This window comes from Streptomyces sp. CBMA291, from assembly GCF_014596525.1.
Classification (GTDB): domain Bacteria; phylum Actinomycetota; class Actinomycetes; order Streptomycetales; family Streptomycetaceae; genus Streptomyces.
The window spans coordinates 1-15,561 of record NZ_MSJP01000034.1 but is presented as its reverse complement, the minus strand read 5'-3'; the positions used below and the strand labels follow the sequence as shown (position 1 = coordinate 15,561).

General features: G+C 73.7%; 14 protein-coding genes and 2 pseudogenes. 7 read left to right on the top strand and 9 right to left on the bottom strand.

All coding sequences use genetic code 11. From position 1 onward, the window contains the following. Positions 1–5: 5 nt before the first annotated feature. Positions 6–485, top strand: a complete 480-nt coding sequence (locus BU197_RS09795; protein WP_188267863.1) for a (2Fe-2S)-binding protein — start codon at positions 6–8, stop codon at positions 483–485. A 158-nt stretch (positions 486–643) separates the two neighbouring features. Here BU197_RS09795 and BU197_RS09790 read toward each other — a convergent pair whose 3' ends face one another. Further along, positions 644–1,357: a FadR/GntR family transcriptional regulator gene (locus BU197_RS09790; RefSeq protein WP_188267862.1), complete on the bottom strand. Its 714-nt coding sequence runs from the start codon at positions 1,355–1,357 to the stop codon at positions 644–646. Between the two features lie 505 nt (positions 1,358–1,862). Between BU197_RS09790 and BU197_RS09785 the strand changes: the two are divergent. Beyond that, positions 1,863–2,672, top strand: a pseudogene (locus BU197_RS09785) (ABC transporter ATP-binding protein); the annotation flags it as partial. A gap of 85 nt (positions 2,673–2,757) precedes the next feature. Here BU197_RS09785 and BU197_RS09780 read toward each other — a convergent pair. The 3 genes from BU197_RS09780 to BU197_RS09770 all read right to left on the bottom strand — a co-directional run bounded on the left by BU197_RS09780 (position 2,758) and on the right by BU197_RS09770 (position 5,646). Continuing rightward, entirely contained in the window at positions 2,758–3,579 is an 822-nt protein-coding gene (locus BU197_RS09780) for a hypothetical protein (protein ID WP_188267860.1), read from the bottom strand. Next, a complete protein-coding gene (locus BU197_RS09775) occupies positions 3,579–4,853 on the bottom strand; it encodes a VWA domain-containing protein (protein ID WP_188267859.1) in 1,275 nt (424 codons plus the stop codon). The genes BU197_RS09780 and BU197_RS09775 overlap by 1 nt, the downstream gene beginning before the upstream one ends. Positions 4,854–4,920: 67 nt before the next feature. Continuing rightward, positions 4,921–5,646, bottom strand: a complete 726-nt coding sequence (locus tag BU197_RS09770) for a flavodoxin family protein (protein WP_188267858.1) — start codon at positions 5,644–5,646, stop codon at positions 4,921–4,923. Between the two features lie 379 nt (positions 5,647–6,025). On the opposite strand from BU197_RS09770, the gene BU197_RS09765 reads away from it, so the two are divergent. Both BU197_RS09765 and BU197_RS09760 read left to right on the top strand, forming a co-directional pair. Next, positions 6,026–6,709 carry an HPP family protein gene (locus BU197_RS09765; protein WP_188267857.1) on the top strand — a complete coding sequence of 228 codons (684 nt, stop codon included), beginning with the start codon at positions 6,026–6,028 and terminating at the stop codon, positions 6,707–6,709. 283 nt (positions 6,710–6,992) lie between these two features. After that, the gene (locus BU197_RS09760; protein ID WP_188267856.1) at positions 6,993–8,507 is read left to right on the top strand and encodes a SulP family inorganic anion transporter; all 1,515 of its coding nucleotides are present in this window, start codon (positions 6,993–6,995) and stop codon (positions 8,505–8,507) included. A gap of 4 nt (positions 8,508–8,511) precedes the next feature. On the opposite strand, the gene BU197_RS09755 is transcribed toward BU197_RS09760, so the two are convergent. Next, on the bottom strand, positions 8,512–9,318 hold the full coding sequence (locus BU197_RS09755) for an endonuclease I family protein (protein WP_188267855.1): 807 nt from the start codon (positions 9,316–9,318) through the stop codon (positions 8,512–8,514). A gap of 188 nt (positions 9,319–9,506) precedes the next feature. Further along, positions 9,507–9,971, bottom strand: a complete 465-nt coding sequence (locus tag BU197_RS09750; protein ID WP_188267854.1) for an Lrp/AsnC family transcriptional regulator — start codon at positions 9,969–9,971, stop codon at positions 9,507–9,509. Between the two features lie 117 nt (positions 9,972–10,088). On the opposite strand from BU197_RS09750, the gene BU197_RS09745 reads away from it, so the two are divergent. Continuing rightward, positions 10,089–11,198 (top strand): asparaginase, encoded by a 1,110-nt coding sequence (locus BU197_RS09745; protein ID WP_188267853.1) that lies wholly within the window; start codon positions 10,089–10,091, stop codon positions 11,196–11,198. Positions 11,199–11,312: 114 nt separating this feature from the next. After that, positions 11,313–12,989: a GMC oxidoreductase gene (locus tag BU197_RS09740; RefSeq protein ID WP_188267852.1), complete on the top strand. Its 1,677-nt coding sequence runs from the start codon at positions 11,313–11,315 to the stop codon at positions 12,987–12,989. A 93-nt stretch (positions 12,990–13,082) separates the two neighbouring features. Here the strand turns inward: BU197_RS09740 and BU197_RS09735 are convergent, their stop codons facing one another. From BU197_RS09735 to BU197_RS09725, 3 genes are all read right to left on the bottom strand, one after another. Then, complete coding sequence (locus tag BU197_RS09735; RefSeq protein WP_188267851.1) at positions 13,083–13,571, bottom strand: carboxymuconolactone decarboxylase family protein; 489 nt, start codon at positions 13,569–13,571, stop codon at positions 13,083–13,085. Beyond that, a complete protein-coding gene (locus BU197_RS09730) occupies positions 13,568–14,647 on the bottom strand; it encodes a dihydrodipicolinate reductase (protein ID WP_188267850.1) in 1,080 nt (359 codons plus the stop codon). The genes BU197_RS09735 and BU197_RS09730 overlap by 4 nt, the downstream gene beginning before the upstream one ends. A 64-nt stretch (positions 14,648–14,711) precedes the next feature. After that, entirely contained in the window at positions 14,712–15,167 is a 456-nt protein-coding gene (locus tag BU197_RS09725; RefSeq protein WP_188267849.1) for a GNAT family N-acetyltransferase, read from the bottom strand. A 164-nt stretch (positions 15,168–15,331) separates the two neighbouring features. Here BU197_RS09725 and BU197_RS09720 point away from each other — a divergent pair. Further along, positions 15,332–15,561 (top strand): annotated as a pseudogene (locus BU197_RS09720) (amino acid deaminase/aldolase); the annotation flags it as partial.

Genomic DNA, 15,561 nt, shown 5'->3' with positions numbered 1-15,561 from the left:
CCCCCGTGCCGCAGCACACCTTCATCCTGAACGGCAAGGCCGTCACCGCCGACGTCGAAGGGGACGTCCGGCTCCTGTGGGTCCTCAGGGACGTCCTCGGCGTCACCGGCCCCAAGTACGGCTGCGGGGTCGGCGTCTGCCGCGCCTGTACGAGCCACCTCAACGGCAAGGCGTTCACGCCCTGCGCCGTCCCCGTCCAGGACCTTGCCCCCGAGGACGAGGTCACCACCATCGAGGGGCTTCCCGGCACCGTGGGGCGCGAGCTGCATCCGATGCAGGAAGCCTGGCTGGATCTCGACGTGGCCCAGTGCGGCTACTGCCAGCCGGGCCAGATCATGACGGCGGTCGCCGAGGTCCGCCGCGCCCGCGAGGCCGGCCGGGAGATCACCGAAGCCGACCTCGACACCATCCGCAACATCTGCCGCTGCGGCACCTACGACCGCATCCGCCGGGCCGTCCTGGAGGGCGCGCGCCGGATGACCTGACGGACGGCACGGACCGCGAGAAGGCCCCCGTACGGTCCCGGTCAGGCGAGCAGGCGGTCGGGCAATCAGTCGGTCGGGTGGCCGGGTGGCCGGGCGGTCGGGTGGCCGGGCGTTCGGAAGGACGTGCGGCGGGCGGGTGGCCGGTCGGACCTGGGCGGTCAGACGGCCGGGGGCCGGGCGGCGGGGGAGTGGAGCAGGGCCAGGGTCGCCTCCAGTTCCGTTCTGGCCAGGCGGGCGGCCTCCTCCGCGTCGCCCGCCGTCACGGCCCGTACGAGCGCGGTGTGGGAGGCCTCGCCGTGGTGCGGGTCGGTGGCGCGAAGCGCCAGGAGGTCCAGGAGGTTGATCAGCCCCTGGCGCAGGACCGGCAGGAACTGGGTGAACAGATCGGTCAGGACCGGGTTGCGCGCCGCCGTCACGAGCGCCGTGTGCAGGGCGATGTCGGCGTCCACGAACACCGCGTCGTCGTCCCCGTCCCCGGCGGCCCGCCGGACGGCGAGCGCCGCCTCCATCACGGCGATGTCCTCGTCGGTCCTGCGCAGCGCGGCGAGCCGGGCCGCCTCCACCTCGACCAGCGTCCGCACCTCGTAGACATCGGTCACCGCCGCCGCCCGCAGCCGGGTGGGCCAGTCCTCCGCGAGCCGGGTGGCGATCACGAAGACGCCCGAGCCCTGCCGGGGCCGGACGAGCCCCGCACCCGCGAGCGCGCGCAGCGCCTCGCGGACGGTGGAGCGCCCCACGCCCAACTGCCCGGCGAGCGTCGTCTCCCCGGGCAGCTTGGTGCCGACGGGCCAGTGGCCTCGGACGATCTGTTCACGCAGCCGCTCGGCCGCCTGTTCGACGAGAGGACTGGGGCGCAGGGCACCGAGCGGCATGGGGGTCACCTGATTCTCCGGATCGCGGACACACGGGAACACACGTACCGGGAATCTAGCCCGTAACTTGTCTGAGGAGTACTTGTCTGAGGAGCTGAGAAGTCGCTACGGTACCGGCCATGATCAGCGATTCGCAGCGCCCCTCCGCCTCCGCCGTCCCCGCCGCCGCGAACCGGGCCCCGGCCCGATGACCGGGACCGTACGGGAGGGAAAGGCGTCCGGAACGCCCGTCCGGCCGGACCTCGGCGCACCCTCCGAGCCCCTGGAATCCGACCCGCGATCCGACCCGTCCCGGTCAGCCGCACTCACGGCCCCTCACCCGCGATCCGACCCGTTTGGCCGGTCGGGGCAGTCCGCCCCGTCTGCCCCGGAAGCCCCACCCACCCCGTCCGGGCAGTCCGATCCGGCCACTCCGTCAGACCCGGCCGCCCCGTCCGACCCGGCCGATCCCTCCGGGCAGCCCGATCCCTCCGCTCTCCCCGCCGACGCCCCGGTCCCCGCCCCCGTCCTCCAGGCCGACTCCGTCGCCGTCGTCCGGGAGGGTGACACCCTCCTCGACGACATCACGCTCACCGTCCGCCCCGGGGAACACTGGGCGCTTCTCGGGGCCAACGGCGCGGGGAAGACCACCCTCCTCGGCCTGCTCGGCGCCCTCACCCACCCCACCCGGGGCCGGGTCGAGGTCCTCGGGCGCAGGCTCGGCCGGGTGGACCTGCGCGAACTGCGGACCCTCATCGGCCATGTCACCCCCCGGCACCCGCTGCGCTCCGCCCTCACCGTCCGGGACGTCGTCCTCACGGGCGTCACCAACTCCGTGGAGCGCCCGCCCCGCTGGACGCCCACCGCCGCACAGCAGGAGCGGGCGGAGGAGCTGATCGGCACCCTCGGACTCGCCGGCCGGACCGCCGCCCGCTGGCCGACCCTCTCGCAGGGGGAGCGAGGCCGCGCTTTGATCGCCCGCGCGCTCATGCCCGAGCCCCGGCTGCTCCTGCTCGACGAACCGGCCACCGGACTCGACCTGCCCGGCCGTGAACAGCTGCTCGACGCCCTGGACGCGCTCGGCGCCCGACATCCCGGCCTCGCCACCGTCCTGGTGACCCACCATCTGGAGGAGCTGCCCTCCGGCACCACCCACGCCCTGCTCCTGCGCGGCGGCCGGGTCCTCGCCCAGGGTCCCGTCGACCGGGTGCTGACCAGTGAGCGGGTCGGCGCCTGCTTCGGTCTGCCCCTCACCCTCGAACGGCACGGCGGGCGCTGGAGCGTCCGCACCACCCGGCCCGGCCCCCGGGAGACCCCCTCGCCCGTACCCGGCTGACCAGGCGTCCGTCACCCTCCCGGAGTACGCGAAGGCCCCCGTCGCACCGAGGCGACGGGGGCCGTTCGCTTGACCGGAGGGCCGGTCAGACGCCCGGGGGCACCCGCGAGGGACGTCCGCCGCCCCGCGTCAGCGCGTAGCCGCCGATGCCGGCGAGCGCGGCGAGGACGGCGCCCGCGCCGGTCCAGAGCCAGCGGTCGGACCACCAGCCGGACGACCAGCCGTCCTCGGGAGCCGCCGCCTCCACGGGCGTGGTGCGGCCCGCCTCGGTCTCCGCCTCCGCCAGATCGGCGGTGGTGGCGCCCGGCACCAGCGGCGCGCCGAGCGCGCCGTCGGTGGCGTAGGCGCCGCCCTTGTCGAGCGTGCTCACCCCGACCCGGGCGGTGAACGGCTGGCCCAGGTCCTCGTCCGGGACGGCGCCCACGGTCAGCCGCACGTAGTAGCTGCCCGGCAGCGGGTCGTTCGCCCAGGCGTCGGCCGAGGCGCGGACCGGCCGCAGCACACAGGCGAGGTCCACCGTCGCCGCGTCCTTCGCCGCCGTACGGGACTGGACCCCGTACATGCACGGCTGGCGTCGCCGCAGCCCGTCGTACACGTCGATCCGCCAGGTCGCGGGGCCGTGCCGCAAGGCCGCTTCGGGCAGGGTGACGGTGGCGTTCACCGTCGGCCGCTGACCGGTGTCGGCGGGGAACACCCAGTACAGGTAGTCACCCGAGGAGGCCTGCGCGGTCGCCTGCTGACCCGGCAGGAACCGGGTGGCGGTACGGAAGGTGGTGCCCGCCTCCGAAGGGCCCGCGCTCGGGTCGGCCGAGGGGGACGGCGAGTCGGCGAGGGCCGCGGGGGCGGCGGGGCCGAGCAGCGCCGCGCCGAGCAGCGCGGCCGTGGCGAGTGTGCGTACGGTACGCATCAGTGGGTCCTCCAGACAGCGAAGCGCCAGCGGGACAGCCAGCCCCAGAGCAGACCGGCCAGGAAGCCGACGAGGACCAGCGTGCCCAGCAGCCACCAGCCGCGCCCGAGGCCGAACGAGGCCACGTCCGAGGCGGTCGAGGGGCCGTCGACGACGTCCACGGTCAGCTCGATCGGCATGCCCGGCGTGGTCTTGACCGACGCGGGGGCGGAGAACGAGTTGCTGACCTGGAGACAGACCGTCTCGGCGGCCGGCTTGGCGTCCCCGGGGCCGTCGTCCTGCTCCGGCTTCGGATAGCGCAGCCCCGTCGAGATCACGTCGGTGCGCCCGTCCCCGGCCTCGGAGCCGCGGACGATCTCCCGGCCGTGCAGGGTGACGGCGCGCAGCAGCACCCCGTAGTCGTTGTTCACCGCGCGGTCGGCGGAGACGCTGACGGAGGCGCGCAGTTCCTGGCCGGGCAGCAGGTCCACCCGGTACCAGCGGTGCTGGCCGAAGGACTCGCGGTCGGTGTACAGACCGGGCTTGAGCTGCGGGGCGTCCACACAGCGCCCGGCGCCGTCGGTGGCCACCGGGGTGACCACCGGGTCGGCGGCCCGGTCGACCAGCTGTTTCACCCTGCGGGACAGGTCCTCGGTGCGGTGGACGGAGGTGTACGTGCCTCCGGTCGCCTCCGCGATGCAGGTCAGCTGGGCGCGCGTCTTGGCGTCGGGCACCAGGCCCAGGGTGTCGATGACGAGGTGGATGCCCTTGGCCGCGATCTCCCGTGCCACCTGGCAGGGGTCGAGCGGGGCGCAGGTGTCCTCGCCGTCGGTGATGAGCACGATCCTGCGGGTGGCGTCACCGCCCTCCAGGTCCTTGGCCGCGCCGAGCAGCGCCGGGCCGATGGGGGTCCAGCCGGTCGGGGCGAGGGTGGCGACGGCCGTCTTGGCCTCGGTCCGGTCGAGCGGACCCACCGGGTACAGCTGCCGGGTGTCCTTGCAGCCCTGCTTGCGGTCCTGCCCCGGATAGTCCGCGCCCAGGGTGCGGATGCCGAGCCGGACCTCCTCGGGCACCGCGTCGAGGACCTCGTTGAAGGCCTGCTTGGCAGCCGCCATGCGGGACTTGCCGTCGATGTCGTTGGCCCGCATGGAGCCGCTGACGTCGAGGACCAGTTCGACCTTGGGGGATTCCTTCGCCACCGGCTCGTCGGCGGCGGCGCCCGTGGGCAGGAGCGCGACGCTCAGGGCGGCGAGCAGCGCGCAGGCCCCGGTCGCCAGCCGTTTTCTCGTGATCATCGCCGGATCGTATTGATGAACCTAGGACAATCCAAAACCGGGGTGGCCGCCGGAGCCTGAAAAAGGGTCAGCGATGCTCGGGGTTGGCGAAATCGGGACGGCAGCCCGCGTCCCACTCCGTACGCCGGTTTCCGTGCGCCGGAACACCGCCGGTCCGCTTGAGCAGCCCGGCCAGATGCATCAGGTTCCAGGCCATGAACGTGGTGTTGCGGTTGGTGAAGTCGTTCTCGGGACCGCCCGAGCCGGGGTCCAGATAGGAGGGTCCCGGACCCGCCTCGCCGATCCATCCCGCGTCCGCCTGGGGCGGGATCGTGTACCCCAGGTGCTGGAGGCTGTAGAGGACGTTCATCGCGCAGTGCTTCACCCCGTCCTCGTTGCCGGTGATGAGACAGCCGCCGACCCGTCCGTAGTACGCGTACTGCCCGGCGTCGTTGAGCAGGCCCGAACAGGCGTAGAGCTGCTCGATCACCCGCTTCGTCACGGAGCTGTTGTCCCCCAGCCAGATCGGTCCGCACAGCACCAGGATGTCGGCCGCCATCACCCGCTCGTACAGCGTGGGCCAGGCATCGTGCTTCCAGCCGTGCTCCGTCATGTCCGGCCACACTCCGGGCGCGAGGTCCAGATCGACCGCCCGCACGAGCGATGTGCTCACCCCCTGCCCCTCCATGACGGACCGGCTCCGCTCGATCAGGCCGTCCGTGTTGCTGACCTCGGGGGAGGGCTTGAGGGTGCAGTTGAGATAGAGCGCGCTGAGATCGTCGTACCGGTACGGGGGTGATGCGGGCACGCTCATCGGCGGTCTCCTCGTCCAGGGGCGGACACCGGGCACCGAAGGGGACCCGCTCGGTCCGGGGGCGGCCCCGGGCGGGACCACCCCCAGCCTCTCCGCCGCACGCGCCCCGGGCCACCCCGGCGCGACCGAACGCATGAGCCCCACGACGGTCCCACTCCGCCCGCCCGCCGAAGTCCTCCCACCGCCGTACGCGGACGGCGCCCCGACCCGCCCGCCGGCGCGGGAAACCCGCTGGTTAGAGTGGGGGCAGGTTGCACCGCCGCACCAGGGACAGGCGCGAGACCGGGCCGACTGTCGACCACAGGGTCCCGTACCGCCGACAGCCCCGCCCCCTGTCCCCTCCGGCCCCTGGCCGCCTGCCCCGGAAACACCACCCCGCATGAGCACCGAAACGGTTCTGCGCCCCGAGCCCGCCCCGACCGCGTCCGCCGCGATCGAGTCCACCGCAACCGCAACCGCCCCGGCCCCGGCCACTGCCGACCCTGCCTCGGCCACCGCCGACCCCGCCACCGCCGACCCCGCCCCAGCCGGTACCGTCCCGGCCGTCCCCCCGGCCCGGCGCCCCCGATTCGCGCGGCTCGCGGGGCGGGCGCCGGCGAGGCCCGCGCCCGGGGCCGCCTTCCACAGCGTCAGCGCCGCCACGGCCGCCCTGTTCGCCCTCGTCGCCCTCGGCGCCGCCATCCACGAGCCGGTGCTGATACCCCCGCTCGCCGCCAGCGCCGCGCTGGTCCACTGCGCCCCCGCGCTGCCCCTGGCACAGCCGCGCAGCGTGATCCTCGGTCATCTCCTCGGCGCCGCCACCGGATACGCGGTCGCGGCCCTGGTCCTCGGCGGCGCGTGGGGCGCGGCCCTCGCCGCGGGCGTCACCCTCGCCCTGACGACGCTGGCCCGGACCCCGCACTCGCCCGCCTGCTCCACCGCCGTCGTCATCGTGCTCCAGAACCCCGCCCCCGGCCGGTTCGTCCCCCTCCTGTTCGGCTCGACGATCCTGCTCGTCCTCGCCGCCTGGGCCGCCTCCCGCGTCCGGCGCGGAGCCCCGAGGTACCCCGCCTACTGGTGGTGACCCGCTCGCGCCCCCGCGCCCCGGACGGTGGACCGTACGCCCTCCCCGGCGCCGGTGAGCGGGCGCCTGGGGTCCGGTGCGCCCCCGCGTGGCGCGCCCCCGGGCGCCGTTTCCGGGGGTGAACGGGTCAAGTTCCGTGCGGTTCCGGCCGCAGGGGACCCGGGCCGTCGAACAGCCCCGAACCGGTGCCCCGGGCTCGTACTACCGTGCACGAGCCATGTCCCGCCCCCGCCCGGCGCGGTGAACCCGCCCTCGCCCGGTGCAGTGACAGGGGAGAGAACCCATGCCGTCCTCCATACCCCATCTCCGGCACGACTTCGCGGCGTCCCTCGTCGTCTTCCTGGTGGCCCTGCCCCTCTGCATCGGGGTCGCCGTCGCCTCCGGCGTCCCCGCCGAGCTGGGTCTGATCACCGGCATCGTCGGCGGTGTCGTCACCGGACTCATGCGCGGCAGCAGTCTTCAGGTGTCCGGCCCCGCCGCCGGACTCACCGTGCTCGTCTTCGAGGCGGTCCGGACCCTCGGGCTCGCCGCTCTCGGCCTCACCGTGCTCCTCGCCGGCGTCCTCCAGGTCGTCATGGGGCTGCTGCGGTGGGGCCGCTGGTTCCGGGCCATCTCCCTCGCGGTGGTCGAGGGGATGCTGGCCGGGATCGGGCTGGTCATCGTCGCGGGCCAGCTCTACTCCGCCGCCGGGGTACCCGCCCCGACCTCCGGTACGGCCAGGATCACCGGCCTTCCCGCCGCCCTCGCCCGGGGGCTGGGCGATCCCGCCGAACTGGCCCCGCTCGCCGTCGCCGCGGGCACGGTCCTGGTGATCGTGGGCTGGCGGTACGCACCCCGTCCCGTCCGGGCCGTGCCGGGGGCGCTGGTCGCGATCCTGCTCGCCGCCCTCGCGACCGCGCTGCTCGGCCTGCCGGTGGCGACGGTGCGGATCGGCGGGGTGCTGGACGCCGTCCGGCTCCCCGAGGCGGAGACCCTCGCCGCGCTGGGGGACATCGCGCTCCTCGGCACGGCGCTCGCCTTCGCGCTGATCGCCTCCGCCGAGTCGCTGTTCGGCGCGGCGGCGGTGGACCGGCTGCACGACGGGACCCGTACCGACTACGACAAGGAGCTGGTCGCGCAGGGCTTCGGCAACACGGTCTGTGGTCTGCTCGGCGCGCTGCCCATGACGGCGGTGGTCGTGCGCAGCGCGGCCAACGTCCGGGCGGGTGCCAGGACCAAGGCCTCCCGGGTGCTGCACGGGGTGTGGCTGCTGCTGTTCGCGGCCCTGCTGCCCGGCACCCTGGAGTACGTACCGCTGCCCGCGCTCGCCGGGGTCCTCGTGCACGCGGGCTGGAAGCTGATCCCCTTCGGGCGGGTGGCCGCCCTGTGGCGGGGCCACCGGGGGGAGGCCTTCGTCCTGGTGGTGACGGCGCTCGCGATCGTCACGGTCAGCATGCTCGAAGGGGTCCTCATCGGTCTGGCCCTCTCCGTGGGCAAGGCCGCCTGGGACGCCTCGCACCTGCGGATCGAGCGCACCGACGACGGGGCGGGTCCGGCCCGGGTGAGCCTGTCGGGGAACGCGAACTTCCTGAGGCTGCCGAAGATGCTGGACGTCCTGGAGGCGCTGCCGAAGGACCGGCCGGTCGAGCTGGACTTCTCCGGGCTCCACCATCTGGACCACGCCTGCCGCGCCGCCCTGGAGACCTGGGCGGCCCGGCACTGCGCGGCGGGGCCGGAGGCGGTCAGCCTCCACTCGCTGCCGGAGCACCGCCCCGCCCGCCCGGCATCGGGCGGCGAGCAGGTCGGGGCGGCCCCGTGACCGGCTACCAGATCGCCTCGACCCATTCGGGGTGGTCGACGAACGGGTTCCGGTTGCCCTGGTAGGTGCTGTAGATCAGGTCGTTGCGGCGCTCCTCGAAGGCGCTCGGCGGGTCCTGCTCGTTCCACTGCTTCAGGACCGAGAGCCGTCCGTGCAGGGGCACGCTGCCGTTGCTGGTCGACTCGTTGGGCTCCAGATCGGCCCAGCCGTCGCCGCCCTCGTAGCGGACGGCCATGTAGAGGATCATCCGCGCGACGTCGCCCTTGTCGGCGTCGCGCGGCTCGAAGGAGTCGGCGTCCGTGTAGCTGCCGGGCGCTCCGCTGACGGGGCTGCCGCCCTTGTCGAAGTCCTTGTTGCCCCGGGTGCTGTTGACCTGGACGTCGGCCGCGCGCAGATGGTGCAGATCGGTGCCGGGTCCGGCGGAGGTGCCGAAGTTGCCGTGGGACTGGGCCCAGGTGTGCTCGCGGTTCCAGTCCCCGACGTTCCCGCCGTTGAGGGTCTTGCTCCGCGAGGTGCCGCTGTAGAGCAGCAGGACGTTGTTGGCGTTGGCCGGGTCCTGGTCGGTGGCCTTCAGTGCGTTCCAGACCGCGTCGTAGGAGATCCTGGTGGTCCCGGTGCTGATGATCGTGTGCAGCGAGGACTTCAGACTCGTGCCGGTCTTGCCGACGGCGTTCTTGTAGTACGTGGTGTCGTACGCGGTGGTGGTGGCGTTCGCGGGAGTCGCGGTGACCGCGGGGAGCGTGACGCCGACGAGGGCGGCGGCGACGGCCGTCGCCCACACCTTCACTCTGCCGATCCGCACAACGGACATGGGGGGCCCTTTCCCGGGGACGGTACGCGTGGGACGGCGGGTGGAGGGGTGAATTCCACCGCTGTCTACGCGTGTTGACGTGGTGTCACCGGGAGGGTGGCACACGTCAGGTACCTGCCATGTAACGGGGAGGGGGCTGTTCGATGACGTTCCGGCATCGTGCGGAACGCGGCCCCGGGTTCCCCGCCTCAGGCGCCCCGGGCGTCCACCGGCAGCCCCTTCGGCTCCTTCACCCGCTTCATGATGATCTGCGAGTTGACCTCCGTGACCCCCGCCAGCGTCGTCAGCCGCTCGATCCACAGCCGCTCGTACGCCGCCAGATCCGCCACCGCGATCCGCAGCAGACAGCCGGGGCTCCCGAACAGCCGGTACGCCTCGATCACGTCGGGCACGTCCTGGAGCGCCGCCTCGAACGCCTCCACCGTCTCCCGGTCCCGGCGCACCTCCACCGAGACGAGGACCTCGAAGCCCCGTCCCACCGCCGCCGGGTCGATGATCGCCCGGTACCCCCGGATCACCCCGTCCTGCTCCAGCTGGCGCACCCGGCGCAGACACGGCGAGGGGCTGAGGCCCACCCGCTGGGCCAGCTCCTGATTGCTCAGCCGCCCGTCCTGCTGAAGCTCACGCAAGATATGGAGATCGATTCGGTCCATGGCGCAATCATCTACCACGATGAAACATTTCGGCGGGCAACTTCGCAATCGTCTTGCGCACCTTCCGGTCTACCGTTGCGAGACAGGAGATTTCGGCACGGAACAAGGGTGGCGGGCATGAAGCGGACGAACGACGGGGGAGCGCGCCGGATCGTCGTCATCAGCACCGGCGGCACCATCGCCAGCCGCTGGCAGGGCACCGGCTACGCCGCCGACGCCTCGGGTGACGACGTCCTGGCCACCGCCCCCCTCCCCGAGGGCGTCACCGTCGAGGTCGTCGACCTCTTCAACGTCAACAGCTCGCGGATGACCGCCGCCCATCAGCTCGCCCTGCTGCGCACCGTCCACGAGACCCTCGCCGACCCCGGCGTCGACGGCATCGTCGTCACCCACGGCACCGACACCCTGGAGGAGACCGCCTTCCTCCTCGACCTGCACCACACGGACCCGCGTCCGGTCGTGCTCACCGGAGCCCAGCGCCCCTTCGGCACCGGAGACGGGGACGGCCCCGGCAATCTGTACGACGCGCTCCAGGTCGCCGCCACCGTCGACGACCTCGGTGTCCTCGTCGTCTTCGACGGACGCGTCCACGCGGCCCGGGGCACGGTCAAGACCCAGACCCTGGCCGCCGACGCCTTCTCCGACCCCTCCGCCGAGCGCCTCGGCCGCGTCGGCTTCTCCCGTGTCGACATCGAGCGGCAGCCCGAGCGCCCGGCGCCGCTGCCGCTCCCCGCCGCCGCGCGCACGGCCGACCCCGCCGCCCCGGGCGCCACCCCGCTGCCCCGGATCGACATCGTCGCCCACCACTCCGACGGCGACCCGCTCCTCCTGAACGCCTCCGTGGCCGCGGGCGCCCGGGGCGTCGTCCTTGAGGCGACCGGGGCGGGCAACGCCACCCCCGAGATCGCCGCCGCCGTCGCCGACGCGGTCGCCCAGGGCGTCCTCGTCGCCGTGACCACCCGCGTCCCGGCCGGACCGCTCGCCGAGATCTACACCGGCGGCGGAGCCGTCGACCTCGTCGCCGCCGGAGCGCTGCTCACCGGGACCCTGCGAGCCGCCCAGGCCAGGATCGCGCTGCTCGCCACGCTCCTCGCCGACGGGACCGCGACCGACCCCGCCCGGGGTACGGCCCTGCTGCGCCGCCTCCTCGACGGTCCGGTCCGCGCCGAACCGGCCCTCGCCACCGGCGGCTCCCGCGCGGCCTCGGGCGTCGCGGGACGCCCCTGAGAGGACCCCGCGCCCGGCCCGTACGGCCGTAAGTTACCCGTCGGTTTCTCGTGACTTCCCCGACCGGCGACAGTAGAACGTGTTCCCATTCGCTCACGAGTGAGGGATACGTACATGAGTGGACACCCGCAGTACGGCGAAGGGACCGACGGGGTCAGCCGCCGCCGGTTCCTCGCAGGAACAGGTTCTCTTCTCGGTGCCGCCGCCCTGGCCGGTCACGCCACCCCGGCCCTGGCCGGAACCGGCACCGCCCCCACGGCAGGCCCCGCCCCGACCGCCGTCCCCACCACGCCCCTCCCCACCGGCGCCCACGTCCCCGCCCTCGTCGTCGGCACCGGGTACGGCGGCTCCGTCGCCGCGCTCCGGCTCGCCCGCGCGGGCATCGACGTGCACATGGTCGAGATGGGCATGGCCTGGGACACCCCGGGGCCCGACGGCAAGGTCTTCGCCAACACCACCCGCCCCGACTACCGCTCCTTCTGGCTGCGGAGCCGTACCAAGCAGCCCCTGAGCAACTTCCTCGGCATCCCCCTCGACAAGGACGTGCCCCGCCACACCGGCATCCTCGACGCCGAGGACTTCGCCGGCATCACCGTCTACCAGGGCCGGGGCGTCGGCGGCGGCTCCCTCGTCAACGGCGGCATGGCCGTCACCCCGCGCCGGGAGAACTTCGCCGCGATCCTCCCCACCGTCGACGCCGCCGAGATGTACGCCACCTACTACCCGCGCGCCAACGCCGGACTGGGCGTCACCGCCGTGGACCAGTCCTGGTGGGAGAGCGCCGACTGCTACCAGTACGCCCGTGTCGGCCGCAGGCACGCCGAGCGCTCCGGCTTCCCCTTCGTCTTCGTGCCCAATGTCTACGACTGGGACTACATGAAGCAGGAGGCCGCCGGAGCCGTACCCAGGTCGGCCCTCGACGGCGAGGTCATCTACGGCAACAACGCGGGCAAGAAGACCCTCCGGAAGACCTATCTCGCCCAGGCCGCGGCCACCGGCCGCCTCGCCGTCTCTGCCCTGCACAAGGTCACCTCCGTCACCCCGGCGCCCGGCGGCGGCTACACCGTCGCCATCGACCAGATCGACACCACGGGCGCCACCCTCGCGAGCAAGACCGTCACCGCCGACAAGGTCTTCTTCGCCGCCGGGAGCGTCGGCACCAGCAAACTCCTCACCCGGCTCAAGGCCACCGGCGCCCTGCCCGCCCTCAACGACCGGATCGGCAAGGACTGGGGCGACAACGGCAACGTCATGTGCGGCCGCGCCAACCACATGTGGGACCCGACCGGCGCCCTCCAGTCGGCCATGCCCACCGCGGGCATCGACAACTGGGACGCGGGCGGCGCCTTCGCCGAGGTCGCCCCGCTGCCCACCGGCATCGAGACCTACGCCTCCTTCTACCTCTCCATCACCAAGACCCCGCACCGCGCCGAGTTCCGCTGGAACCCGGCCACCGGCACGGTCGACCTCGACTGGGACCGGGCCTGGAAACAGACCTCCGTCGACGCGGCGAAGGCCATCTTCGACAAGATCAACGCCAAGGAGGGCACGGTCTACCGCAGCGACCTCTTCGGCGCCTACAAGATCTGGGGCGACCACCTCACCTACCACCCGCTCGGCGGCGCCGTCCTCGACCGCGCCACCGACAACCACGGACGCCTCCACGGCTACTCCGGCCTGTACGTCATCGACGGCGCCCTGATCCCCGGCAACACCAGCGTCAACCCCTTCGTCACCATCACCGCCCTCGCCGAACGCAATATCGAACGCATCGTCGCCGAGGACTTCTGAGCCCCGCGCACCCCGCCCGCGCCCGCCGGGATCCCGCACGGCGAAGGGGCCGACCGGATGACCCGGCCGGCCCCTTCGCCGCACGCCCGCCCCTCACCCCGTCGGCAGCACGCACACCTCGTCGAGCCCCAGCACCCGGTTGAGCCGCCCGAACGCCAGCCACGAACCCAGGCTCATCGTCAGCTCCACGATCTCCGCCTGGCTGTACCGCGCCGTCATCCGCGCCCAGAACTCCCCGTCCAGACCGTGGTGGTCGAGGGCGTACCGCTCCGCGTACTCGGCGGCGAGCCGCGTCCGCTCGTCGAAGGACTCCGACACGGCCGTCTCCCGCCAGGCGGCGACGAGCGCCGCGAACCCCTCCTCGACCTTCACCCCGTCCCGTTCGGTACGCCAGTCAAGGCAGAAACCGCAGCCGTTGATCTGCGCGATCCGCAGCCGCGCCGCCTCGAACTCGCGCAGCCCCAGCGTCGTATGGGCGTACACCGACAGCGAGAAGTTCGCCGCCGCCGTCCCGATCTCCGGAACCAGCTCGCCCCACACGTACCCGATCGGCTCCCGGCCCCCGGGAACGTCGATGATCACCTCGGTCTCCTCCCCAGCCTGCCCACCGCAGGCCGCAACGGCACGTCCAGCGCGTCGTACAGTCCCGGCGCCGCCGCCCCCAGCCAGTCGATCGCCCCGACGAGCCGCCCCACGGCCGTCGCGTTCCCGCCCGCCGCCCGGTTCCCGCCCTCGGCCGTCGCCGCGACCGTCACCTCGATCCGGGGGCTGCCCTCCACGATCACCCGGTGCGCCCCCGCCCCGTCCGGCGGCACCGGCCACTCCGGCGCGCACCCCGGATGGATGCGGGTCACGTGCTCGATCACGATCCGGGGCTCCCCGCCGACGATCCCGCGCACCTCGAAACGGACCGCGCCCTGCGTGCCCGCCTCGAACACCCCCATCGCCCGGGTCCGCACGGTCGACTCCAGCGGACGCCGCTCCACCCACTCCTCGATCCCGTCGAGTCCGGCGCCGAGCGCGCGGGCCATCAGCCGCACCTGCCCGCCCCACACCATCGTCGGCACCGACGGCAGCAGCATCGGCGGTTCGTACGTCATCGGACGGCCCATCCCGATCAGCTCCCGGACCGACTCCTCCTGCTCGTACGTCGAGTAGTCGAAGATCTCTTGGCAGCGGATCGCGTCCACCGTGCTCCCGAGCCCGCTCACCAGAAGCGGCAGCACGTCATTGCCCCAGCCCGGATCGACCCCCGACACGAACAGCGACCCACCCCCCTCGGCGACCGCCGCGAGCACCGGCTCGCGGAACTCGGGCGGCGCGTCACGCTGGTCGTACAGCGGATAGAGCGCCGGGGTCACCACCACCGCCCCGCCGCGCACCGCCCGCACCACGTCGTCGAGCGCCCCGTCCGGCCGGGTGTCGCCGGACACCGCGTACACCACGGCGTCCGGCCGCCCGCCGAGGACCGCGCCGACGTCGTCGACGGCTCGCACCCCGAGGTCGCGCCCGAGCCCCGCGAGCCTGCCCGCGTCCCGCCCGACCTTCGCCGGGTCGCGGACCAGCACCCCCGTCAGCACGAGACCCGGATGGGCGTCCACCGCACGGATCGCGGCCCGCCCGACATTCCCGGTACCCCACACCACCGTCCGCATCATGCGCGGAATGTAGCGCCGGACCCCGCAGGTTCCCAGACCCGCGCCACCCCGAACTGATGGAACGTCAGGAACGGGTTCCTCGGGCCAGCCGCAGCGCCACGAACGGCACCGTGTCACCCGGCAGGAGATACCGCTCCACCTCGACGAAGCCCCGGGCGAGCGCGAACCGCAGCCCCTCCTCGTCGGAGGCGAGCACCACCGTCTCCACCCCTTCCCCGCCCAGCGTCCGCGCGTGCGCGAGCCCCCGCTCGTACAGCGCCGTCCCGACCCCCCGGCCCCGGAAACCGGGCAGCGTCCGGGCGATCACGGTCGCCGCCGGAGTCTCCTCGTCCGGCGGCCGCACCGTCGAACAGCCCACCACCACGTCCCCGAGGTACGCCACGTCCAGCCGGTTCCGGCCCGCGCGCTCCCGCACCTGCGCCGCCGAGAGGACCGCCGTGGGAATGATCGTGTCGTGGACCGCCCGCCAGTCCGCCCACCGGACCTCGTCCGCCGCCCGCTCTATTCGAAGATCGTTCATCGCAGCAGGAAACCCCGCCCCCACCAGGCCGGTCAACCGGGTTCGGCACCATCCGCACCCCGAACGGACGCGCCCGGACAGGTGAGGGCGCCCGCCCTCCGGCAGGCCCGCACCCCGAACGGGTACGGATCGCTGCATTGCCCCCGGCCAGGAGGAGCCCGTCCATGTCCGTCCGCAAGGGCGCCCCCGCACTGCTGAGCACCGGCACCCTGTGCGCGGCCCTGCTGCTCACCGGCTGCGCGGCCACCGCGCCACTCGCCCCCGCCCCCGTCGGCCCCGCCGGGCCCCCGCTGCGCGTCTGCCTCGATCTCGACGCCTCCCTCCGGCTCGCGGGCGGGCGCGTCCACCTCGGGATGCGCCGTTCCCCGGTGCACACCCCCGAACAGGCCCGCGC